Origin of the sequence: Alteromonas sp. MmMcT2-5 (assembly GCF_022348315.1) — a bacterium.
Lineage (GTDB): Bacteria > Pseudomonadota > Gammaproteobacteria > Enterobacterales > Alteromonadaceae > Alteromonas > Alteromonas macleodii.
Genome location: NZ_JAKRFB010000016.1, coordinates 44,115 through 65,182, shown reverse-complemented (window position 1 = coordinate 65,182; position 21,068 = coordinate 44,115). Strand labels below are relative to the sequence as shown.

19 protein-coding genes are annotated in these 21,068 nt (G+C 44.5%); 7 read left to right on the top strand and 12 right to left on the bottom strand.

The window, feature by feature from the left end; translation table 11 throughout:
• Positions 1-110: 110 nt before the first annotated feature.
• From MHN09_RS09095 to dkgB, 4 genes are all read left to right on the top strand, one after another.
• Positions 111-974 (top strand): segregation/condensation protein A, encoded by an 864-nt coding sequence (locus tag MHN09_RS09095; RefSeq protein ID WP_076012357.1) that lies wholly within the window; start codon positions 111-113, stop codon positions 972-974.
• A complete protein-coding gene (gene scpB, locus MHN09_RS09090) occupies positions 961-1,554 on the top strand; it encodes an SMC-Scp complex subunit ScpB (protein WP_014948948.1) in 594 nt (197 codons plus the stop codon). The genes MHN09_RS09095 and scpB overlap by 14 nt, the downstream gene beginning before the upstream one ends.
• A gap of 40 nt (positions 1,555-1,594) precedes the next feature.
• Positions 1,595-2,491 (top strand): 23S rRNA pseudouridine(2605) synthase RluB, encoded by an 897-nt coding sequence (gene rluB, locus MHN09_RS09085; RefSeq protein ID WP_014948949.1) that lies wholly within the window; start codon positions 1,595-1,597, stop codon positions 2,489-2,491.
• 228 nt (positions 2,492-2,719) lie between these two features.
• Complete coding sequence (gene dkgB / locus MHN09_RS09080; RefSeq protein WP_239218335.1) at positions 2,720-3,523, top strand: 2,5-didehydrogluconate reductase DkgB; 804 nt, start codon at positions 2,720-2,722, stop codon at positions 3,521-3,523.
• Between the two features lie 223 nt (positions 3,524-3,746).
• On the opposite strand, the gene MHN09_RS09075 is transcribed toward dkgB, so the two are convergent.
• Both MHN09_RS09075 and MHN09_RS09070 read right to left on the bottom strand, forming a co-directional pair.
• The gene (locus MHN09_RS09075) at positions 3,747-4,310 is read right to left on the bottom strand and encodes a sugar O-acetyltransferase (RefSeq protein ID WP_039230376.1); all 564 of its coding nucleotides are present in this window, start codon (positions 4,308-4,310) and stop codon (positions 3,747-3,749) included.
• Positions 4,311-4,350: 40 nt separating this feature from the next.
• On the bottom strand, positions 4,351-5,022 hold the full coding sequence (locus MHN09_RS09070) for a hypothetical protein (protein WP_075176271.1): 672 nt from the start codon (positions 5,020-5,022) through the stop codon (positions 4,351-4,353).
• 507 nt (positions 5,023-5,529) lie between these two features.
• Here MHN09_RS09070 and MHN09_RS09065 point away from each other — a divergent pair.
• Positions 5,530-6,024, top strand: a complete 495-nt coding sequence (locus tag MHN09_RS09065; RefSeq protein ID WP_239240299.1) for an arsenate reductase family protein — start codon at positions 5,530-5,532, stop codon at positions 6,022-6,024.
• Positions 6,025-6,036: 12 nt separating this feature from the next.
• Entirely contained in the window at positions 6,037-7,323 is a 1,287-nt protein-coding gene (locus tag MHN09_RS09060) for a DUF445 family protein (RefSeq protein WP_061485351.1), read from the top strand.
• A gap of 133 nt (positions 7,324-7,456) precedes the next feature.
• Here MHN09_RS09060 and tmpT read toward each other — a convergent pair whose 3' ends face one another.
• The 6 genes from tmpT to MHN09_RS09030 form a co-directional block, all read right to left on the bottom strand.
• A complete protein-coding gene (gene tmpT / locus MHN09_RS09055) occupies positions 7,457-8,110 on the bottom strand; it encodes a thiopurine S-methyltransferase (protein ID WP_239240296.1) in 654 nt (217 codons plus the stop codon).
• A gap of 105 nt (positions 8,111-8,215) precedes the next feature.
• Positions 8,216-8,572 (bottom strand): outer membrane protein assembly factor BamE, encoded by a 357-nt coding sequence (bamE, locus tag MHN09_RS09050; protein ID WP_012517879.1) that lies wholly within the window; start codon positions 8,570-8,572, stop codon positions 8,216-8,218.
• A gap of 124 nt (positions 8,573-8,696) precedes the next feature.
• Positions 8,697-10,382, bottom strand: coding sequence for a DNA repair protein RecN (gene recN / locus MHN09_RS09045; RefSeq protein WP_239240293.1), 1,686 nt, complete (start codon positions 10,380-10,382; stop codon positions 8,697-8,699).
• A 402-nt stretch (positions 10,383-10,784) separates the two neighbouring features.
• Positions 10,785-11,294, bottom strand: coding sequence for a DNA starvation/stationary phase protection protein Dps (dps, locus tag MHN09_RS09040; protein WP_239240290.1), 510 nt, complete (start codon positions 11,292-11,294; stop codon positions 10,785-10,787).
• A 259-nt stretch (positions 11,295-11,553) separates the two neighbouring features.
• Positions 11,554-12,429, bottom strand: coding sequence for an NAD(+) kinase (gene nadK, locus MHN09_RS09035; protein ID WP_014948959.1), 876 nt, complete (start codon positions 12,427-12,429; stop codon positions 11,554-11,556).
• Positions 12,430-12,519: 90 nt separating this feature from the next.
• Positions 12,520-14,862 carry a fatty acid cis/trans isomerase gene (locus MHN09_RS09030; RefSeq protein WP_239240315.1) on the bottom strand — a complete coding sequence of 781 codons (2,343 nt, stop codon included), beginning with the start codon at positions 14,860-14,862 and terminating at the stop codon, positions 12,520-12,522.
• Between the two features lie 237 nt (positions 14,863-15,099).
• On the opposite strand from MHN09_RS09030, the gene MHN09_RS09025 reads away from it, so the two are divergent.
• The gene (locus tag MHN09_RS09025; RefSeq protein WP_239240287.1) at positions 15,100-16,260 is read left to right on the top strand and encodes an iron-containing alcohol dehydrogenase; all 1,161 of its coding nucleotides are present in this window, start codon (positions 15,100-15,102) and stop codon (positions 16,258-16,260) included.
• A gap of 103 nt (positions 16,261-16,363) precedes the next feature.
• Here the strand turns inward: MHN09_RS09025 and MHN09_RS09020 are convergent, their stop codons facing one another.
• The 4 genes from MHN09_RS09020 to MHN09_RS09005 all read right to left on the bottom strand — a co-directional run bounded on the left by MHN09_RS09020 (position 16,364) and on the right by MHN09_RS09005 (position 21,012).
• Entirely contained in the window at positions 16,364-17,131 is a 768-nt protein-coding gene (locus MHN09_RS09020) for a 3-hydroxybutyrate dehydrogenase (protein WP_039225604.1), read from the bottom strand.
• Positions 17,124-18,194 carry a PHB depolymerase family esterase gene (locus MHN09_RS09015; RefSeq protein WP_239240284.1) on the bottom strand — a complete coding sequence of 357 codons (1,071 nt, stop codon included), beginning with the start codon at positions 18,192-18,194 and terminating at the stop codon, positions 17,124-17,126. The genes MHN09_RS09020 and MHN09_RS09015 overlap by 8 nt, the downstream gene beginning before the upstream one ends.
• Positions 18,191-19,612 (bottom strand): homoserine O-acetyltransferase, encoded by a 1,422-nt coding sequence (locus tag MHN09_RS09010; protein ID WP_239240281.1) that lies wholly within the window; start codon positions 19,610-19,612, stop codon positions 18,191-18,193. The genes MHN09_RS09015 and MHN09_RS09010 overlap by 4 nt, the downstream gene beginning before the upstream one ends.
• 104 nt (positions 19,613-19,716) lie before the next feature.
• Positions 19,717-21,012, bottom strand: a complete 1,296-nt coding sequence (locus MHN09_RS09005) for an SLC13 family permease (protein WP_239240278.1) — start codon at positions 21,010-21,012, stop codon at positions 19,717-19,719.
• Positions 21,013-21,068: the final 56 nt, after the last annotated feature.

Sequence of the window (21,068 nt, the reverse complement as noted above, 5' to 3'; positions counted from 1 at the left end):
GCCTGTAGCGCTTCGGTTTACAGCGAAGCACTAGAGGCCCTCGCGTGAACGCGTAAATAATAATATCAATAATCGCCGCTTTGTTAGCGCGTAAAAACGGTTGTGGAACTGTGTCAGAGCTTGTTAAAGAAAACAATAACGATAATGAGGCCTCTGTTGAGAAGGGGCTTTCGACACCTGTTCAGCAGCCGTTGCCACTTGCGTTTATTAATGGCGAAGCGCTAATTGAAAAGCCTGAAGATCTCTTCATTCCCCCCGATGCCCTAGAGGTCATATTAGAAACCTTCGAAGGGCCGCTCGACTTACTACTTTATCTGATTAGAAAACAAAAGTTTGATATCACCACACTGCCCATCGCCGATGTTACCAAGCAGTATATGGAGTATGTGGATGCCATGATGTCGCTAAAATTAGAGTTGGCGGCAGAGTACTTGCTGATGGCAGCCATATTGGCAGAAATTAAGTCCAGGCTTCTACTTCCTAAACGCAGTGACGATTCCGACGAAGAAGAAGACCCTCGAGCAGAGCTTATTCGCCGATTAAAAGAATACGAGCTAGTAAAGCAAGCGGCAGAAGATTTAGATATTCAGCCTAGACTTGAACGGGATATTTTCACCACTCACGTTGAACTAAGTGAGAATGTGGCGCCAATTCGCATTGAGCCCGATGTGTCTTTAGCTGAAATTGTATTGGCGTTCAGTGCGGCCATGAAGCGCGCTGAAGCGTTTGAACACCATACCATTGCCCGGGAAGCACTGAGCACGCGAGAGCGCATGTCGCTCATCTTGTCGTTACTCACAACAACAGAATATACGCCACTTGAACGCCTATTTACGGTTGAAGAAGGTAAAGCTGGGGTAGTGGTTTGCTTCTTAGCAATTTTAGAATTAGTAAAAGAACAGCTAATTTTATGCATTCAGGCAGGTCCTTATGCAAAAATTCATGTAAAATTAGGTGCCCATGAAGAAAATTAACACGGCGCAGCTTAAACAATTGGTAGAGGCAGCAATATTTGTTGCTGATAAACCTATTTCAAAGCAGCATTTAAAAGAAACGGTACTCAATGAGTTTACCGTCGCTGATAGAACCTTGAGTAAGGTGATTAACGAGCTAAAGTTAGACTATCAGCCAAGAGGCATTCAATTGGTGGAAGTAGCAAGTGGCTATCGCTTTCAATCGTTAGATGCGTTAAGCCCGTGGTTAAGCAAATTGTGGCAGGAAAATGCGCCAAAGTATTCTAGAGCAATGCTCGAAACCTTGGCACTCATTGCCTATCGTCAACCTATAACCCGCGGAGAAATAGAGCAGGTAAGGGGCGTGGCGGTAAGCAGTAATATTATAAAGACACTCACAGAACGAGACTGGGTAAAGGTAGTAGGTCACAAAGAAGTGCCTGGGCGACCAGCGCTTTATGCAACTACCAAAGGCTTCTTAGACTATTTTTCGATGACGTCGTTGAGCGATTTGCCCAATGCTGATGCTTTCGAAAACATGGCTGAAAGCGTTGCGTCAGACTCGCCGCTTAAGGTGTTAAATGAGGCACCGTCTGAATAGACCGTGCGACCGTAAACAAGCAATTAAAGAGTGAAAACCCATGACTGAAAAGTTGCAAAAAGTACTGGCTAACCAAGGGCTAGGCTCGCGACGAGAAATGGAACGTTGGATTGAAGAAGGCCGAGTATCGGTCGATGGCACCAAAGCAACATTAGGAGATAGAGTCGATCACACCGCACAAATTCGTGTTGATGGTCATTTGCTATCTCGTCAAACAGAACAGCCAATTTGCCGTGTGTTGATGTACAACAAACCCGAAGGTGAATTGTGTAGCCGTCACGACCCTGAAGGTCGCGATACGGTATTTGACCGCCTTCCCGCCATTCGATTAGGGCGCTGGATCACCGTTGGTCGTCTAGACATGAACACCAGTGGCCTGCTGTTATTCACCAACGATGGTGAACTAGCCAACCGCCTAATGCACCCAAAATGTGAAGTAGAACGCGAGTACGCAGTGCGTGTATTCGGTGAGGTAACTGGCAAAACGCTACATACCCTTCAAAAAGGTGTAGAGCTGGAAGACGGCGAAGCAAAGTTCCTGACAATTTCAGGTGCGCCTACGCCGCAGCATGCTGAAGATGAAAGCATGAACCGTTGGTACAACGTAACGTTGAAAGAAGGGCGTAACCGCGAAGTGCGTCGTCTTTGGGAGTCGCAGGGCGTGCAAGTTAGCCGCTTGATCCGCGTTAAATATGGTCCAATTGAACTGCAGAAGCGTCTACCGCAAGGTGCGTGGGTAGAACTAGGGTTAGAAGACGTGAACGCGCTTCGTAGCCATGTTCAACTGCCGGATGAAACGCAAACTATGGTTAATGTACGCCAGGGCAAACTTGACCACGCTCGTTTAAGTCGCATGCGTCGCTCGGTTAAAAAGCATAAAGTGCGTAAGCAACAAGGCTTAAATAAACGAGCTGGGCGTCCCGCCAAACGTAAGTAATACTTAATTTATTCTTCACGTGTAAGTGATTACTTAAAGCCGCAAGCGTTCGCTAGCGGCTTTTTTATTTCAGTGACGTGCATTCTTCAACGTAATCACTAGGTTTGTCTCCAATTTAATTCTGATTTCAGTCACGATGATTACGATCTTCTTTCTAAGCGATGGCGTAGCAAAGTGTGAAGCTGCTACGTCAAGTAGTGTAAGACAAACACGGAAAAGGAGAGAGTAATGAAAGATATGCCTCAGTTAGGAATGGGAACGTTTCGATTGAAAGGTGACGAGGCCCGTGAGTCAGTAAGTAAAGCGCTAGAGGTTGGTTTCAGACACATTGATACCGCACAATTTTATGACAACGAAGCACAAGTTGGCGATGCCATAAAAACCAGCGGCCTTGATAGAAGCGAACTGTTTGTCACCACCAAGGTGTGGCACGAGTCATTGGGCGATACCCATTTTATTCCAAGTGTTCACGAAAGCTTAGAAAAACTGAAGCTAGAATATGTTGATTTGCTTCTTATTCATTGGCCATATCCTGGCACTGATATTTCACTCGAAAGTTACTTAGGCAATCTTGCGAAGGCGAAAGAGCAAGGGCTTACTCGTCATATTGGGGTGTCTAATTTCACTATTGATTTGTTAGATAAGGCCGAAAAGGTTCTTGGTAAAGGCGAGATTTACACCAACCAAATTGAAATCCATCCTTTCATGCAAAATAAGAAAGTTGTTGAAGCGTGTAAGGAAAAAGGCATAAAAGCGACTGCATATATGCCATTTGCGGTAGGAAAAGTAATGAAGGACGAAACTTTATTGCGAATAGCGCAAAACCACGATGCGACGCCAGCGCAAGTTGTTCTGGCGTGGATGGAGAAACGTCACATTTACGCAATCCCTTCATCAACCAGTAAAGTACACTTGGCAGAGAATTTAGCTTACGGTGGTGTACATTTAACTGATTCAGAGCTCGCGCTTATTGATGATCTTGATAACGGCGACCGAATTGTAAACCCAGATTTTGCTCCAGACTGGGATTAACGATTTATAGAGAGCGTTTGTCTTTAGACTACTAACGGGATAGCGTTTAATTTTACCTAGCTCTGTGTACTGGGCTAAAATCAGGGGCCGCCTTTGAGGTACTAATGGCGGCCCCTGAAGAGTCTTTGAATTACCGGTTCAGATTAAATCGATAGATGTGACTTGGTATGGACTCGTGTAAAGGTGTTTTTTAAGGCATGTGATACCGAAAACATCACATGCTCTATTCGGCTTGCTCTATTTCTTTGATGACTTTGGCAGGGTTACCACCTATGACCACATTGTCGCCAAAAGACTTAGTTACCACCGCGCCAGAGGCCACAACCACATTGTCTCCCAACGTTACGCCAGGGTTTATGACCGCCATACCACCAATCCAGCAATTATCGCCAATAGTAATGGGCTTGGCGAACTCGATGCCGGTTGCCCTTTGTACCGGATCTAATGGGTGCGTAGCGGTGTACAAACCGACTTGAGGCGCAATCATGCAGTTATCACCTATCGTGACCTTCGCTGCATCTAAAATCACACAATTGAAGTTAGCGAAAAAATTTTCGCCTACGTGAATATTTTCGCCGTAATCACATTTGAATGAAGACTCAATGTAAAGCCTTTTTCCAGTACTACCAAACAGCTCTTTTAGTAGTCTTGTACGCTTTTTGTGGTCACTTTGACAAGTTGTGTTGAGCTCGTCTAATTGCATACGGCATTGCTTGCGCAATGCCGATAATGTTTTGTCTGACGGAAAGTATAAATCGCCAGCAAGCATCTTTTCTTGTTCAGTCATGCATTTCCAGTAGGTAAGCTTAAATGATTAAGCCAATACGTTACTGTGCACTGCCGTAGCTTACAATGACTTTTTGTTTTAGTTCATCGCTTTCAATATCTAAGTTAACTGGACGGTGCAAAACAATGCTGCCGTCCACAGTAACCGATGCACTAATCGATAGGGTAGGTTTGTTGTCTGATTTCTTGCCCCAAGCGCTTTCACTTTCCTTATATACGATATCGCCTAAAATGTGAGAAGAGCCAGACAAAGTAATATCGCCGTTGAGTGTTTTGATGTGTTTTTCAATGGTTGTATCGACGGCTGTTATGTCTCCATTCACTGTTTCAACGCTACCGCCAATTGCACTTTGCGTAGGAAGCGTAACATTTCCATTCACGGTCTCTACACCCTTAAGCACATTGAGGTGTGAAGCTGCACTTACATCGCCATTTACAATATCGATATTTCGGACAGACACATGGCTACCCATTTCAAGATTGCCGTTAACGATACTGACTTCATCCGCGCCACCATGATCGCTAATTTCCACATTGCCATTAACAGAAGAAATATCGCCAGCGTGCTTCCCTTCAGCTATGTCAATATTGCCTAGAATAGAACTGAAATCGCTGCCTTCTAATGCACTAGCGTCGCCAACATGGATAACGCAGCCAGTAAGCAAAGAGGCTGAAAGCAACATAGCTGCACTGGCAATAATAGACTTTTTCATATTCTTATATCCTTGATTATTTTATAAATACTTAATAACACGCTTTAACGGTATTAATATCAAACACAAATTTTGTTGTGTATTTATAAAATACATTTCACGTATCATGCCACTCTTAAAAAGTATTTTAAATCAAAAAGTTAGTTTAATATGCCAAAGGGGGGAGACTGGCTCAATGGTGTAATGACTAATTTTATAGTTTCATCTGCCACCGGATGGCGAATTTGACCATTTTGTACCACATGGCTCTAAGCTCAGAAGGGATTTCAGAAGGGGACAGACACTCGCTTGAAGAAATTATTTAAAGAAATGGACAGACACTCAATGTGAATACATCTTTTTGGTTACAAGCTACTTTTTTGAGTGTGTGTCCAAGAAGTACAGGTAGCTATTAGAGTGTGTGTCCAACGAGTACAGGCAAGGTTTTAGCCTATGTGAGTGTCTGTCCTCGAATTTTAATAGTATGTTGGTATATGTGGTTTTTACTTTTTAGTGAGGTTAGGTGGCATGATAAAGATTTATCACAACCCAGAGTGCGGCACATCTAGGAATGTACTGGCGGTGATCAAGGCCGCTGGGTATGAGGTGCAGGTTATTGAGTATTTACGTGTTGGGTGGGAACGTGAACAACTAACTTATTTATTGAATGCAGCTAACCTTAACCCTCGACAAGCGCTTCGCACAACAAAGTCTCCTGCTGCTGAATTAGGGTTACTTGATGAAACAGTGAGTAACGAAATCATCTTTGAATTGATGCTGGAACATCCCGTTTTAGTGAATAGGCCTATTGTTTGCATTCCCGAAGGTGAACACGAAAAAGAAGTTTCTTTACCTCTTGGGAGAGTTGAAGGTAATTCCTATTCGAATAACGCGAAAGAAACAGTGAAATTATGCCGGCCAAGTGAAGCTATACTGGATATTTTGCCTGTATGGCCACAAGGCCCTTTTGCTAAAGAAGACGGCACACCACTTATAGACCAAGATGGTAAACGAGTAATTTAAACGGAGTAGTTTATGCAGGACAAGTACACGCAATTGAATAAGGCTAAAAGGCTTGCATTGGCCTGTTTGATTTTTGCCGCAAGTGTATTTGTTTTAACGGTTTTACTTCCCAAGTTTTATCCAAACTTGCAAGGAGCATGGTGGTTGGGGCTTATTAAGATGGCCAGTGAGGCGGCGCTCATCGGTGGTCTAGCTGACTGGTTTGCAGTGACAGCATTATTTAAGCCAATTCCAGCGAAGTACCCCATTCCGCACACCAATATCGTGGCTAGTAACAAGTCTGTTATTGCTAATAACCTGTCATTGTTCGTTAAGGAAAAGTTCTTTCATCCTGAAGCAATAGAGAAGCTAATTCGGGACAGCGACCCTGCAAAGGGCGCGGGAAGGTGGTTGTCACAAGATAGAAACGCTACCCGTTTAAGTCGCTTTCTATGCGATGCCTTTGCAGGCGTTCTTCGCGTGCTCGATGACAAACCTGTGAAAGCGTTTATCGCTAAAACCGCACAGAAGGGCATTAACCAACTTGATCTTAGGCAATTGATGGCAACCTCGTTAAGCGCCGTTACGAAAGAGCGCCAGCATCAGGTAGTGCTTGATAGGGTGTTAGGGAAATTGGCCTCACTGCTTGCAGAACCTGAAACCCAAATCTACATAGCAGATACGTTAGTAGTCTGGCTAAAAACTGAATACAGTCGTATCGAAAAGCTATTGCCGTCTAGTTGGCTAAGCGAGCAGGGGGCACTCATTGCTGTTAAAGCGGTTTCAAGTATTTTGGAAGATGTATACGAAGATGAGCATCACCCCATTCGCCATGCATTTGATGAGCAAGTACACGAATTCCTCTACGAACTACAGCACAGCCCGTTAATGGAGAAAAAGGTAAACAGCTATCGGGAAAAAATTATTAATGACCCAGCGTTAAACGCGTATGTTCAGCAATCATGGGCCAAGTTTCATCAATGGCTTTTAACGTCTCTTGAACAGCAAAATGGTAAAGCAGAAACAAAGGTGTCGAGCCTTTTAAACGATTTGGGTACCACGTTAACGCAAGACAGTGAGCTAGCAAAAGCGTTCAATAAGCACATTGGAGAAGCGGCTAAATATATGGCGCCTGAGTTGGCTGAATTTCTAACCCGTCACATTCGCGACACCATCAATAGTTGGGATGAACGTGAAATGGCTGAGCAGGTAGAGTTGAATATTGGCCGCGATCTTCAAAAAGTTCGCATAAACGGCACGATCGTAGGCGGGTTGATAGGTGCAATATTGTTTGGCATAGAGGCACTGCTTGGCCTCTAGTCATTTATTTAAGCAAGTCGCATTAGCTGGTGTGGGTATGAATAGCTTTAGTGTCGCTGTTAATCAGCGCTAAAACGCAAACTATAAAGCAACCATTTCAACGCTTTCTATTGGCAACAAATCTTAAAAAAGTCTACTTCGCCGTTAGTGCAAATACCAAATTATCAGCGTCTACTTTGCCTTTCAAACCGCCTTCAAGCACCGAGCGCTCTAACCTTTGAATGTTGTAGTCCGCTGAATAAAGAGCGTCGACGTTTTTTTCGTTTACGCTAAAGGGAGGGCCGGCCATTTCATTCTGGTCATACTCGAAAGAAATGATTAGCTGGGGGGCGCATTGAGTAATGGCCATTAAATGCGCAGCATATTGCTCGCGAAGCGGGCTAGGCAGCGCGACTAAAGCGGCTCTATCATAAATGCCCGTAACGTCACCTAAGTCGCTTGATGTAAGTTTAAAGATATCACCTACGTAAATGGTTAAACCGTCTTTAGCGTAAATTTTACCATTGGAAGTAGTGGTAACAGTAGGCTCTACACCTAGCTCTTCAAACAGCTGTATAATAGCCACTTCGCTTAGCTCAGCACCAACCACTTCACAACCCTTGGAGAGTAACCAACCAATATCTCGGGTCTTTCCACATAGTGGTACAAAAATGCGCTTTAAAGATGTGCTAGGACTATCGTCGCCAAACAGAAAAGACGCATACTTTACCAGAAGTGCATTCCCTTCAGGTTCGTGAAATCCAATCTCGTTCTTTTGCCATTTACTGTGCCAAAAACTATGTTCCATATAAACCTCAAGTAAGTAAGCGATATATCTCTAAAAAAACAGACGTTTTTATGAAGGGTATTAGAAACAAAAAAGGTAGCGAGAAACGCTACCTTTTAAACAAAATTAGTTATCAAGCGGTGTATTGAAGTCTTCAGATAACTCGAAGTCACCTTCAACCGTTGTCACTTTGTTGTCTACAAAGTTAATCACCATTTGCTTTTGAAAATCTTCACCACGCTTTTTCATACCGCGCTTCATATCGTAAACGTAGTACCAAGTGTCATCGTCGAATGAGTCTTGAACAACAGGGTTACCTAGTACATAAATAACTTGTTCTTTTGTCATTCCAACGCGCAGCTTTTCCACATCTCTTTGATCAAGGAAGTTTCCTTGAGGAACGTCGATTCGATAAATCCAGTTCGAGCAAGCGGTTGATGTTAGTGTGATACCAAGAATTACTAATAGGTGTTGCAACTTCATGCGTTAATTTGTCCAGTATTGCCTTTGTTAGTGTCAATGAACTTCGCTAAAGCGAATTTCGAGACTGTTTTATTGCAAGCGCGAAGGCATGCTACATTGACAACTATGACCAATCAACTGCATTTTAGTTCGATGCTGCGCTTTTAAGCAGTTCTTTTGCATTCGCTAGCGCCGATTTGGTTACTTTATCACCGGCTAATAGTCTTGCAAGCTCATCGATCCTGTCTTGCTTCGTCAACGCCAACATCTGGGTTTCAGTACTTTCCCCGTCGGTAAGCTTGGTAACAAACAATTGGTTATGTGCCTGTGCCGCTACTTGAGGTAGATGGGTAACACACATTACTTGCGATTGTTTACCTAATTTACGTAAAAGCCCGCCAACGATTGATGCTGTTGGGCCGCTAATGCCCGTATCGACTTCATCGAAAATCATAGTAGGGGCAGCGTGATGGCCGCTCGCGATAACCTGAATAGCCAGTCCTATACGAGAAAGTTCACCACCTGATACGACTTTTTCTAATTTGTCTGCATCTTGACCAGGGTTGGTAGACACTTTAAATTCTACGGTATCTAGACCTGTGCTCACCGGCTTCTTAAGTTCGTCGTATTGAATCTGAATATCCACTTTTGCGTGGGGCATATTCATTTGGCGAATTTGCACTTCAATATCTTCGCTTAGCTTACCAGCAGCACGTTGCCTGCTCTCAGAAAGCGCTTTGGTCGCGGTTAAATACGTTGCTCGTGCTTCTTCTACTTCGCCTTCAAGCGTACCTAACAGTGTTTCCTGTTCCGATAAAGCATTGAATTCGGCGGCTAGCTCTTGGTGATGCTGATAAAGTCCCTCTGGCATCACAGTATGTTTACGGGCAAGTTCCATCGCCTTCGCATAGCGCGCCTCAACTTGCTGTAAGCGAAGTGGGTCGATCTCTAAGTGATCGCAGTAGCTACGTAGCTCTCCTGCCGCTTCTTCTACTTGAATTGCTGCATCATTAAGCATTGCAATGATTGGCGTTAAACTAGCGTCGTGCGCCTCTAATTCGCCTAAACGTTCAATACTGCTTTGTATAACTGACAGTGCGTTGCCTTCATCGCTTTCATATAAATTGTATACGCTAGTCTGTGCTTGCTCTAAAAGGCTTTGCCCGTTACTCAGGCGTTTGTGCTCTATTTCTAACTCTTCAAATTCACCCTCTTCAATGGCGAATTCATCAAGTTCTTGAACCTGATAAGTTAACAGCTGAATTCTGTCTTCGCGCTGCTGGGCTTGTTCTTGAAGCGCCTTTAACGTGCGCTGCTTATCACGCCAAAGAGAGTAGGTTTCTCTAACCTGCACTAATATGTCGTTGTGCTTAGCGTAACCATCGACTAATTCCCTCTGATGGTCTTCTTTCAGCAACTGTAGGTGAGTATTTTGACCGTGAATGGCCAACAAAAACTGGCCTAAGCCTTTTAACTGCTGAAGTGAGGCGGGAATACCGTTGATAAAAGCTTTTGAACGGCCTTCCTTTGAAATAACTCTGCGAATAAAGCAGCTATTCTCATCTTCATCTGAGGTGAGCTCATGTTCATCGAGGAAGGCTTTAGCTAATACATTGCCGTTTAGAGAAAAGTGAGCAATGATCTCCGCTTTTGCGCTGCCTTTTCGCACCGCATTTGCGTCGGCGCGCTCGCCTAAGCACAAACTTAAAGCATCAATGGCGATGGATTTACCAGCACCGGTTTCGCCGGTTATAGCAGTCAACCCGTTTTCCAGTTGAACCGATAATTGTTTTACAACAGCAAAATTTGAAATAGAAAGATGCGCTAACATAACCACACTCGAAAAAAGTTGAACATGATGATACATACAGTAACTGATAATATATACAGTATTTTTTCTGTGTAAAGTTAAGTCGTAAATATTTTACTTAAAAATTAAAGTGGATTGTGAAAAGTTTAAAGAAATCAATATTGTATAGAGCGTTTAAAAAGGAGTGGTTATGAGTAACCCATTAATAATAGGCTGCGCTAGATGCGTTCGTTACAGTGGTTATACAGTAGTAAATTAGCTCAATGCTAAGTAGCTGAATAACTCAAAAGCAAGCGGTAAACAATTCCACAACGCAGTAGAGAACCTGATAGCAAAAAGGAGAGCGTAAGCTCTCCTTAAAATTCAATTTCAATTAAATAGCAGGTAGTCCGAATGACTATGTGGTTTACCAGCAATTATACATTATTGCTGTAGCTCACCGCTGCCAGACTCAATGTGCGCGCGCACAAACCACTGGAACTGTTCTAAATCTGCAAGTTGGCCGGTAATCATATCTTCCGATACTGGGTCAATTTCACCTAAAAGCTCTAACGCTTTTCTATGGTCACCATTTACACCGTCATATACGGCATCCAGCGCCTTAAGGTGGTCAAGTACTAAACCTTTACCCAATTCATAATCGCTCCAGCTGCGACCTTCAACAATGGCTTTTGGTGTACCTTTCGGTACGCCACCTAACGTGGCAATTCGCTCTGCAATTGTGTCGGTCATTTCGCGTACCGCATCTACCTGCGGGTCCAACATTTCATGCACACCGATAAAATTTGGTCCTACTACATTCCAATGAATGTGCTTCAACGTTAACTGTAAATCTAATAGTGCAACCAATCGCTGATCCAATACCTTGATTGTTTTGGCAGCTTCATCGTTATCCATTCCAGGGGCTGTAAATTTGATATTGGTGTTACTCATGATATCTCCTATTGAATGCAAATAAGTCAGCGGGATGCGAAACATCATTTAGGCCAAATAACAAAGACCTTGTGCTGACGACTTGTTGTAATAGGTGCAACAGGTATGCCGAAAACTTATATTTCTATAAGTCTTGGTTTTCGTTAAGGAAATTAGAGAAGATTAAAAAATCTTTATTTTTCAAGCCTGTAGCAATCAAGAAAATGCTACAGGCTTATGTAATAAATGCACATGGAATCAACTAAATGGAGCAGGGAGGTTAGTAAAGCTTACTACCCCAACCTAACTTTTTACGAAGTACATTGAAGTAGCTGTAGCCCTTAGGGTGAACAAGATGGAGTTTGTCTACGCTTTTGTTTATTCGAATTTCATCGCCAGGTAGCACCGGCAGAACAATATGGCTATCGCAACTCACTTGTAGCGAGTCACTATTAACCTTTGATACTTTCATCGATACCTGACTGTCAGCATCAACAACAATTGGACGGCTGCTCAGTGTGTGAGGAAACATGGGTACCAACGTAAGTGCATCTAGCTTGGGCATAATAATAGGGCCGCCCGCTGATAAAGAGTAAGCCGTTGAACCTGTAGGTGTGGCTACTATTAATCCGTCGCTGCGCTGACTGAATACAAATTGCTCATCGATGTAAATTTCAAATTCCATCATATGGGCAACTTTTCCGTGGTGAAGCACCACTTCGTTTACAGCAGAGTTGTTACTTTTAAGCTTTTCGTGTCGATAAACTTCTACTTCTAGTAAGAAGCGCTCTTCTACTACGCATTCACCGTTAAAGATAAGGTCAAGTTGTTGAACAATATCATCGGGGTGGATATCAGTTAAAAAGCCGAGATTTCCGCGGTTCACACCGACAACGTGAATGTCAAAGCGAGCGAGCACACGTGCTGCACCAAGCATGCTGCCGTCACCGCCTACCACAACGGCAAGGTCAGCCTCTTTGCCAATAGTGACAAGGTTACAGCTTTTGAAGTTTTCGGTTTCAAGTTCTTCAGCAATACTTTCCTCAACCAATAATTTACAGCCTTTTGCCAATAAATATTCGGCAAGAATGTTCAGGCTGTCATGGGTTGCAGCGTGCTGAGGTTTTCCAATTAAAGCAACGGTTTGATAGGGCATGGAATGCTAATGTCCTTTCATTTCCAATGGTTGGACATTAGCACAGGTTTTTTGCAAAAGAAAAGCGTTAAACGGCACACAGCGCAAGGTTTAGCGATCTTCTAACCGATTATAGTCGAGAAGACCGCCTTCAATAGGATAGCGCTCGCTAGACCATTGCATTAATTTATCACTAAACGCCCAAAAGTTAGGGTTGGTTCGGCGCATGCCAACATCGTCGAGCAAGGCTTTGTAATCGGCTTCGCTTTTAATGGATTTAAGCTTCTCAATCGAAGACGTTATTTCTGAGGCATTAATATACCAGAATGCGTCAGGGTAACTGCCCAACAAACCATGAACTAGCGTGATTGAATCTTTAGAAGGCTCCCGGTTTTCCTCTTCTTCAAATAGGCTATTTACATTGTAATGCGCGCTATTTCTAAGGGCAGTGAATACATCAATGTTGTCTGGATTCTTGTCGTCTTGAATCACAATCATGGTAGTTTCAGGCATCAACGTCGCTTGTTGAGCAGGAATCGAATCTAAGCGCTTTAATGCTTCGAACTGTTCAGCTGATAGCAAACGTTTATTGTAGGTCGAGGCATTAGGTTGAACTTTAGCCAAGTATTGCGATAACAATTGATAAAGTTCTTGTTGAGGATTATCTGTTTCGAACGCTATGCCAGAAGGCTGTTCGAAACTGTTGATATCACCTTCCAAATAATCGGTAAGTTCAGGGCTTGCGTTTTGATACCAATCGTCAAGAAGGTCATGGCGGGTAGTTGGAGGAAGTAGATTAAGGAAGTTCGATTCACCTTCCATGCGCAAGAAATCCATATACAATCGGGTCAATAACTGATGGCCATAATTGCCGTAAACATCAAAGCCAGCCACAAGTAAATAGTGAATGCGCTCTAACAAGGCATAGTCAATCACCCATGCTGTTTTAGTGGGCTGGCCAACCATCCCTTTAACAACTGTGGCATTATCGAAATGACGAAATACGGTTAAGCTGGCATTGGTATTATCGCCGTCGCCATCCCATATACTCGACACACTCAAATGCTCTTCATTTTTGAATTCATTGTTCAAAAAGGCTGTTCTTGCACGCATATATTCGCCTTGGCGCTTTGCGTATTTAACCCAGTTTACCGCAAGGGCTGAGCTATCTTTTTCAGCGGGAAGGTGAAGGTTTTCTTTTTGAGAAGCGTAAAAAGCATTCACTTTTTCAGAGGCTGCAATGTCTGGGGCGACAAAGAACACCCAGAATCGATCGTTAATGACGTTAAGCGCGACTTGTCCTCTGCACACGGGACCTTTGATATAACCCATAATGGTGTTTTGCGCGCGCTCAAGCATAAATCGATAACGACTTTCTACTGGCAATAAGGTAAAGGCCGTTAATGGATTGGCCGCCACTTGGGGTTTGTATGATGGCAATGTTTCTACAGAAAAATCTGCGTCGACAAACCACGATTGCCATTTGTCCATCAGTGTTTTATTAATGGCGTAAGCTTGATGTGTTTTACTCACAATAGTTGAATGCACTGGCTGTAGACGATAGTAAACGCGCTCGACCTCCGGGTCGTCGAAGGGTCTGCGAGTAGCAATAATATCTAACGCTTGTCCGGGTGGTGTACGCGAGCGCACTAGATTAAAAAACTGAGGCGTTTTACCTTTTTCTGAAATATCTTCGAAATAGAGGTGAGACGTAAACAAGTGTTCGTAAATATAGCGTGCGGAAAGCTGCATCTTGTTGCTATCCCCATTAAGCCATACTTCCAAATCAGTTATGTTCTCATTCAGTTCTTGTGAGAGCGCTTTGGGTAAAGGTAACGGCGCACCATGGTTTAACCACTGAATGAGTGTATTGTGCTCTGCATCCGACAGGGCTGGCAGTGCGTAGGGCATGCCTCCCAGGGTCTGGTCAGCTATATATTCGCCCACTTCATCTATCGTAGGGCATTGGTTTTGTCGATTTAAGCTTATATCGAAATTGTCACCTAAATGAGCGGTGTTGGGCAAAGGGTGCTGTTTTTTTAACAAAAGCATTTGCGCTAGCACCGAAGATTGGGTCGGCGAAGCGTTAGGTTTTTCCTTCGATTCGAGCACGTCGAAAAAGCCACGCTCTCGCCATGCGTCTACGTTGTGGGCGTCGAGAAACATTCTATTGGGTTGGGCAGCGGTGAGTCGTGTCCCTTCATAGACTTTTTCTTTGTTGGCACCTCTGGCTATACCCTCTGGAGATGACATCTTTAGTTGGCATGGCGCATCGTAACAGGCGTGGCAGACAACACAGCGCTGCGTTAGTACTGGGTTTACTTGTGTGTCAAAGAAATTGTCGGGCAAATTCTCCATGGCGGGCATGACGTTGTTTGATGAAAGTAAAGGAGCGTCAGGTTTCGGCCATTGCCATATCGCTATAGCGATAATTGCTATAAGCAACGAAATCATACCGAGTTTCTTCATAATCGTAGTCCACAGAAAAGTTCTAATCAGTTTATCACTCATTTCACGTACGGTGATGTTAATAATTAACCATTAACTCTTGGCAATGGAAACAACCACGCATTTGTATGTATTTGGAGGAAAGCTGGAGAGGTAGTGGGGCGGTAACATTATTTTTACATTGTCATTGCTTTGGGCGTTGTACTAGGTATGCTGATGAAAAGAATTCGCAGCGAGGGAAACATGTCTCATCAAATTATTCTGCCAAGAGTGATGCACATAGGGAAAGGGGCGAGTCAGCGGGTTGCTGAAACGCTAAAAGGACTCAACTGCCATAAACCTTTACTGGTTACCGATAAGGTAATGGTTGAGTTGGGATATAGTGCTGCCATAGTACAGGTGCTGGAAGAGGCAGGAATAAGCGCCGATGTATTTTCAGATACGGTGCCAGAGCCCACGGTGAGGTCTATTTATCGCGGTGTGGATGCGTTCAAAACCCACGCTTATGACAGCATCATTGCTTTAGGTGGTGGAAGCCCCATCGATAGCGCAAAAGCCATCGCTATTTTGGGTAAGTACGGCGGCGAAATGCGAGACTACAAATTCCCGCGGGTTGTAGATGAAGCGGGACTGCCGATCATTGCTATTCCCACAACAGCGGGAACGGGCTCAGAAGCAACGCGATTTACCATTATCACCGACGAAGATACCACAGAAAAAATGCTGTGTGTTGGTTTAGGGTTTATGCCAACGGCAGCCTTGGTCGATTATTCATTAACGCAAAGTTTGCCTGCCCGCGTAACAGCCGATACAGGCATTGATGCGCTTACTCACGCTATTGAAGCGTTTGTTAGCCGCAAAGCCAATCTTTACAGTGATGCACAGGCGTTATCAGCCATGGCGTTAATTGCGCCTAATCTACGCACTGTATTTGCAGACCCAACAAATGAAACGGCGAGAGAATCAATGATGCTGGGCTCAACCCTCGCAGGTATTGCCTTTTCAAACGCCTCAGTGGCCCTTGTTCACGGAATGAGCCGGCCTATCGGTGCAGCGTTCCATGTGCCTCACGGATTGTCGAATGCCATGTTGTTGCCCGCGGTTACCGCCTTTTCTATTCCTAGTGCATCAGTGCGTTATGCACAATGTGCTCGCGCCATGGGTGTTGCTACGCAAAGTGACTCAGATGAGGTGGCGAATCAAAAGCTTATCAACGAACTAAAAGCGCTCAATGCAGATTTGCAGGTGCCTACGCCTGCCGATTTCGGTATTGATAAAGAGGCATTTTTTGCAGCGACTTCAACAATGGCAGAACAAGCTTTGGCATCAGGCTCACCCGGTAATAATCCACGCATCCCTACCATTGAAGAAATGGTTGCCATCTACGTATCTCTTTGGGAATAACGCTTTTGCGAAAACATTAAACGAAAAAAAGACTGCTCATTGCAGTCTTTTTTATGTGAAAAGAAATATTCTTTAAAAAACTAAGCGTTAAATCGCTTGCGGGTTATCGAGCCGTCCAGCCCCCATCAAGCACCATAGTTTGCCCTGTTATATTGCGAGCACTGGGCGACATCAAGAAGCTTGCGGTATCTGCAAGTTCTTCAACGCTAACAAATTGCTTTTTAGGCATGGGCTCTAACATTATTTTTGTTATTACCTCTTCCTCGGTAAGGTTATTTTCTTTTGCCTGTGCTGCAATTTGTTTCTCCACCAATGGTGTTTTCACATAGGCGGGGCAAAGGGTATTGATAGTTACATCGCAATCTCCTGTTTCAAGCGCGATAGTTTTTGCGAACCCTAACAGCCCATGCTTCGCCGCTACATAAGCAGACTTATAGGGCGAGGCTACCAACGAGTGAATAGATCCTACATTGATAATGCGCCCGTAATTTTGCTTACGCATGGCAGGTAAAAACGCTTGGGTTAAAAGAGCAGGGCCAACAAGCATAATATTTATAAGCTGCTGCCACTTATCTGCAGGGAAGTCCTCGATGCGCGAAACGTGCTGAATACCGGCATTGTTTATAAGCACATCAACGGTATGTTTCCCTAGTACCTCAGGTAGCGCTGCGACTTGTTCTGCATTGCATACGTCTACCGCTACTGCGCTGGCCGAACCGTCTAAATGCGCAAGTCGAGTCACAGCCTCTTTTGCTGCCTGTTCGTTTATGTCGGCGATGATCACATGGTGCCCTTGTTTCATCATTGACTCAGCAATGCCAAAGCCAATGCCGCTTGCTCCACCCGTGATAAATATTGTGCGCTTAGTCATTGTTACTTCCGTTGGATTCATTTAGTGAAGGTGCACTATTTAATGAAAACAGCAGCTGTTTTACTGCGTTTATTTGTGCGCCGTTTCTGTTGGCGTAATTGCCAGAGGCATAGCCCCACCAATCCCAACAGCCTTGTGGATTTAACGGCATGAATAACGACTTCTTAGTTTGCGGATAAAGCACAACAATATGGTTGTCATCAGCCCATTCATTCAGCCCTGTTTGGGTAGTGTAGGTATCGCCTACGGCATCGGCATACTGGTTACAGCCGTGGAAACTAATATGGGCTCTGCATGGCTCGCCTTGTGCACAGCTTTCAGGCACATACACAAAGCCTTCACTTGCTAATGTTTTGGCATCGTCACCCGCTATTTTTTGCTGATCAATTGAATGAATTTGCCCTGACAGTGACTCGTCGGGTGTCGAAACATCTTCAACAAGATGAGAGAGCATGGCACCTGCTGCATCGTAATCGCAGTTTCCAATGAAGGGGCTCTCTGATTTCATGCAGTTAACCCCATTGTTTTTGGTGGGAAAAAGGTGAGCCATCGGTTTGTCATTGATATAGGCAATATTTTGTGTGTCTGTCCACAGTTTGTATTGCTCAAATAATAAATCGCTCACTGGTGCAATCACTCTGGTGTCTTGCGTACCGTGAAAGAGCCAGACTTTTGCGTCTTTCATATTGGAAAGCGACGCAATTTTTCCTTCAGTTTCATACTGTTTGGCTTTTTCATTCAGCGCTTCAAGGTTAATTTCTCCCTCTACCTTGTTCACGCACTGTGCCAGGGCAGTGGTTATATCACCTTGTGCACAGAAATACGGGCCACCAGCAATAACGCCAACGCCTTTTACCCAGTCGCTGTGTGCTAATTGAAATTGTGTTGCCATGTAACCGCCTGACGATAAGCCAGATACGGTAACGTTCTTTAAATCAATGGTGAGTGAAGGGAGCGCGTCTTGCGCCGATGACTCGTTACCGAATACCGGTACACTAACGGCAAGTGCGCTTAATACAGACAGACAAAGCGCGTGGCGTAAAAAGGGGGTAGATTTCATCATTGCATTGCTGCCTTATCATTTTCTAAAAATTGGCGAATAGCCTGAGCCTGAGCGGATACATTCGTCACGCCTTCCAAATGACCTAATTTGCCATTTAGCGTAACCAATGTGCTGTCGTTATTCATTGAAGTTAAACCTTGGTGTGCACTTTGCGATAAGTAGGGCATAAGAAGCAAATCAGTTTGGGCTGGAATAAACAGCGTTTTCGCCTTTATCGACGCCAGCCCTTGCTCAAGATTACCTTGATGCCCAGTAACGAAGAGCTGGCAAGCTCGAACCAAGTATAAAAGGTGGTTTGCGTCCATGGATTTTGCCCGGGTCTTTGCTCGCTCACGCAGCCAGTTCACAATACTGTGTGATTGACGTATGTCATTAAGCGGCGCCGACTCAACATTTTTATATCCTAACGTGTTGCCGGTTTGGTTAAAAAAGGAAGGGGTAAGGGCATTTTGCGTAATTAACATGAGCGAGGCAGCTAAGCCATTAAGGGGCGCTTGCTCTTTGGAATAAGCGCCGTTGTTCCAGTTTTTATCTAAAGTGATTGGCGTTGCCCAGTGTTCCAATGCCGCGGTAGTCCATGCATCGCTTTGACCTGCGCCGATAACTGAAATCATACGTTCAACCCAGTCTGGGTAAGCGCTCGCCCAATCGATGGCCTGCATAGAGCCCATAGAAGGCCCAATAACCGCATACAGTTTGCTAATACCTAAACTTTCGAGAAGTGCTTTTTGAACATTGACAAAGTCACGTATTGTCACGACGGGAAAGTCTAAGCCATAGGGTTTGCCTGTATCTGGATTTATTGACGTAGGACCGGTTGTAATAACGTGCGGGTCGTAAGCATTTAGATTGGCCAGCGTATCAACGCTTATTACATAAAAGCGGTCTGTATCAATCGCCTTGCCGGGGCCGATAATACTATCCCAGTAGCCTGGCGCTGGATCGTTTTCATCGTACTTTCCAGCGGCATGAGAAGATCCAGAAAAATAGTGGGTAATCAGTATAACGTTACTCTTAGCATCATTTAGTGTTCCGTACGCCTCCCAGCCAACTTTTACGTTTTTAATTTGTTTACCACCAAAGGTTGTGAAATGAGGCATTTCAAAAACGCGTTTTTCTACCATCAGCGAAGCGCTTGGCAAGTAAGAAACGGGCTCAGAAGTAGGTGCTTTTGAAGAACTGAGCAATGGCGATGTATCGTCGGATTCGCCAGCAATGCCCTGGCAATGTAAAGTCAACATTAGTGTGGCAAATAATCCCACCAAGGAGCGCTGCTTTTTAACTAAATACACCTCAACCAAATTTGCTAATGCTAACTGTTCCTGCACTCGTTGTGAGCTGAGCTGTTTCAATAGCTTATTGATGCCTTTGCTCTGACTCCACACTAACGTGGAAGCAAGCGTCTTTTTCCAATTCATACTTTCTTATCCCTTTCTCTGGCCGCATTTTTAGATGGCAATGTTTTGCTAGAGTGACTTATATATCGTGCGGCCTTAGGCCATATCGTTGGCTTTGACTAATGCTACATAATGCTAAACAGGCCAATGGCCATGGCAAGGCCAATAACTGGCACCACAACAGTTAGCGCACCAACCGCCCAGTAGGCAGCCTGATGGGTTTCGTTACAAATGGCGCGTATGGTAGTAACCACATAGCCATTGTGAGGTAACGAATCTAGTGCGCCTGATGATATAGACACAATTCTATGTAGCTGTTCTGGCTCTACGCCTTGGTCAAGGTAATGCGGAGCCACCAAGGGTAAGGCAATGGCTTGTCCGCCAGATGCACTTCCTGTTAACCCTGCAATCACGCTTACGGCAATGGCGGCACCAATAAGCTCGTTACCAGGAATTTGGGTCATAAGCGCTACTGTTGTTTGAAACGCTTCGGTGTTTTTTGCTATAGAGCCAAAACCTACAACAGCTGCGGTGTTACCTATGGCGATCAATGCGCCGGTGGTACCCGCATTTATGGCAACCGGTAAACTGTGAAAATGTTTGTAGTTAATAGCCAGCAAACACAGTACGCCGCCGCCTAACGCCAGAATAAGCGCAAGCTGAGCGAGTTCTTCATGGAATAGAAACGAAATGACTAACACCACGACTAACGGCACAATTCCGGTAAGCGGGTGGGGTAGCGCTCTGTCTCGCACTTCAGGGTCGCTTGCTCTGGCTTCAAACACCTCGCCGTTATTAACGGCTTTTCTGATCATCTTAGCAAGCCACCAGTACCCGAAGCATGCCATGAATATGGCGACGACAAGGCTAACTTCCCACGCAGCAAAAGGGGAGGTGCCTAAATACTTTATAGGGATCCAGTTTTGGATTTCTGGCGAGCCCGCGGAGGTCATAGTAAATGTTACCGACCCAAATGCCATGGATGCTGGTATGAAGCGACGGGGTAGGTTGGCATCTTTAAACAAACTCACCGCCATAGGGTAAACAGAAAACGCTACCACAAACACGCTTACACCACCGTAGGTCAAAATAGCGCAAGCTAGCACAACAGCTAATACGGCACGCTTGTAACCAATTTTGGTGATAATCCAGCGAGAAACAGCATCTGCTGCTCCTGTGTCTTCCATGAATTTACCGAATAACGCACCAAGTAAAAACATGAAAAACCAAGAGGCGATAAAGCCAGAGAAACCACTCATATAGGTTTGGACGAAGTTTACGTCGCCGGTGAAGACGCCGATATTATTGGTAATGGCAACTACAAGCGCACACAAAGGTGCAGCAATAAAGAGGTTCATTCCGCGTATTGTCAAAACAATAAGCAACAACAGACCGCCTACTAAGCCAATCATACTTAACATAGTTATTATTCCTTAAAAAATCTGTGACCGCAGATGATCCGAAACAGTTAAGTCGA

What these genes read in the sequence shown, in the direction of transcription:
- scpB (WP_014948948.1), top strand. Translation starts at nt 961, where the DNA reads ATGAAGAAAATTAACACGGCGCAGCTTAAACAATTGGTAGAGGCAGCA.
- MHN09_RS09070 (WP_075176271.1), bottom strand. Translation starts at nt 5,022, where the DNA reads ATGAAAAAGTCTATTATTGCCAGTGCAGCTATGTTGCTTTCAGCCTCT.
- MHN09_RS09010 (WP_239240281.1), bottom strand. Translation starts at nt 19,612, where the DNA reads ATGAATTGGAAAAAGACGCTTGCTTCCACGTTAGTGTGGAGTCAGAGC.
- MHN09_RS09020 (WP_039225604.1), bottom strand. Translation starts at nt 17,131, where the DNA reads ATGACTAAGCGCACAATATTTATCACGGGTGGAGCAAGCGGCATTGGC.
- MHN09_RS09015 (WP_239240284.1), bottom strand. Translation starts at nt 18,194, where the DNA reads ATGATGAAATCTACCCCCTTTTTACGCCACGCGCTTTGTCTGTCTGTA.
- recN (WP_239240293.1), bottom strand. Translation starts at nt 10,382, where the DNA reads ATGTTAGCGCATCTTTCTATTTCAAATTTTGCTGTTGTAAAACAATTA.
- MHN09_RS09030 (WP_239240315.1), bottom strand. Translation starts at nt 14,862, where the DNA reads ATGATTTCGTTGCTTATAGCAATTATCGCTATAGCGATATGGCAATGG.
- rluB (WP_014948949.1), top strand. Translation starts at nt 1,595, where the DNA reads ATGACTGAAAAGTTGCAAAAAGTACTGGCTAACCAAGGGCTAGGCTCG.
- bamE (WP_012517879.1), bottom strand. Translation starts at nt 8,572, where the DNA reads ATGAAGTTGCAACACCTATTAGTAATTCTTGGTATCACACTAACATCA.
- MHN09_RS09075 (WP_039230376.1), bottom strand. Translation starts at nt 4,310, where the DNA reads ATGACTGAACAAGAAAAGATGCTTGCTGGCGATTTATACTTTCCGTCA.
- nadK (WP_014948959.1), bottom strand. Translation starts at nt 12,429, where the DNA reads ATGCCCTATCAAACCGTTGCTTTAATTGGAAAACCTCAGCACGCTGCA.
- dkgB (WP_239218335.1), top strand. Translation starts at nt 2,720, where the DNA reads ATGAAAGATATGCCTCAGTTAGGAATGGGAACGTTTCGATTGAAAGGT.
- MHN09_RS09025 (WP_239240287.1), top strand. Translation starts at nt 15,100, where the DNA reads ATGTCTCATCAAATTATTCTGCCAAGAGTGATGCACATAGGGAAAGGG.
- MHN09_RS09065 (WP_239240299.1), top strand. Translation starts at nt 5,530, where the DNA reads ATGATAAAGATTTATCACAACCCAGAGTGCGGCACATCTAGGAATGTA.
- MHN09_RS09060 (WP_061485351.1), top strand. Translation starts at nt 6,037, where the DNA reads ATGCAGGACAAGTACACGCAATTGAATAAGGCTAAAAGGCTTGCATTG.
- tmpT (WP_239240296.1), bottom strand. Translation starts at nt 8,110, where the DNA reads ATGGAACATAGTTTTTGGCACAGTAAATGGCAAAAGAACGAGATTGGA.
- MHN09_RS09005 (WP_239240278.1), bottom strand. Translation starts at nt 21,012, where the DNA reads ATGTTAAGTATGATTGGCTTAGTAGGCGGTCTGTTGTTGCTTATTGTT.
- dps (WP_239240290.1), bottom strand. Translation starts at nt 11,294, where the DNA reads ATGAGTAACACCAATATCAAATTTACAGCCCCTGGAATGGATAACGAT.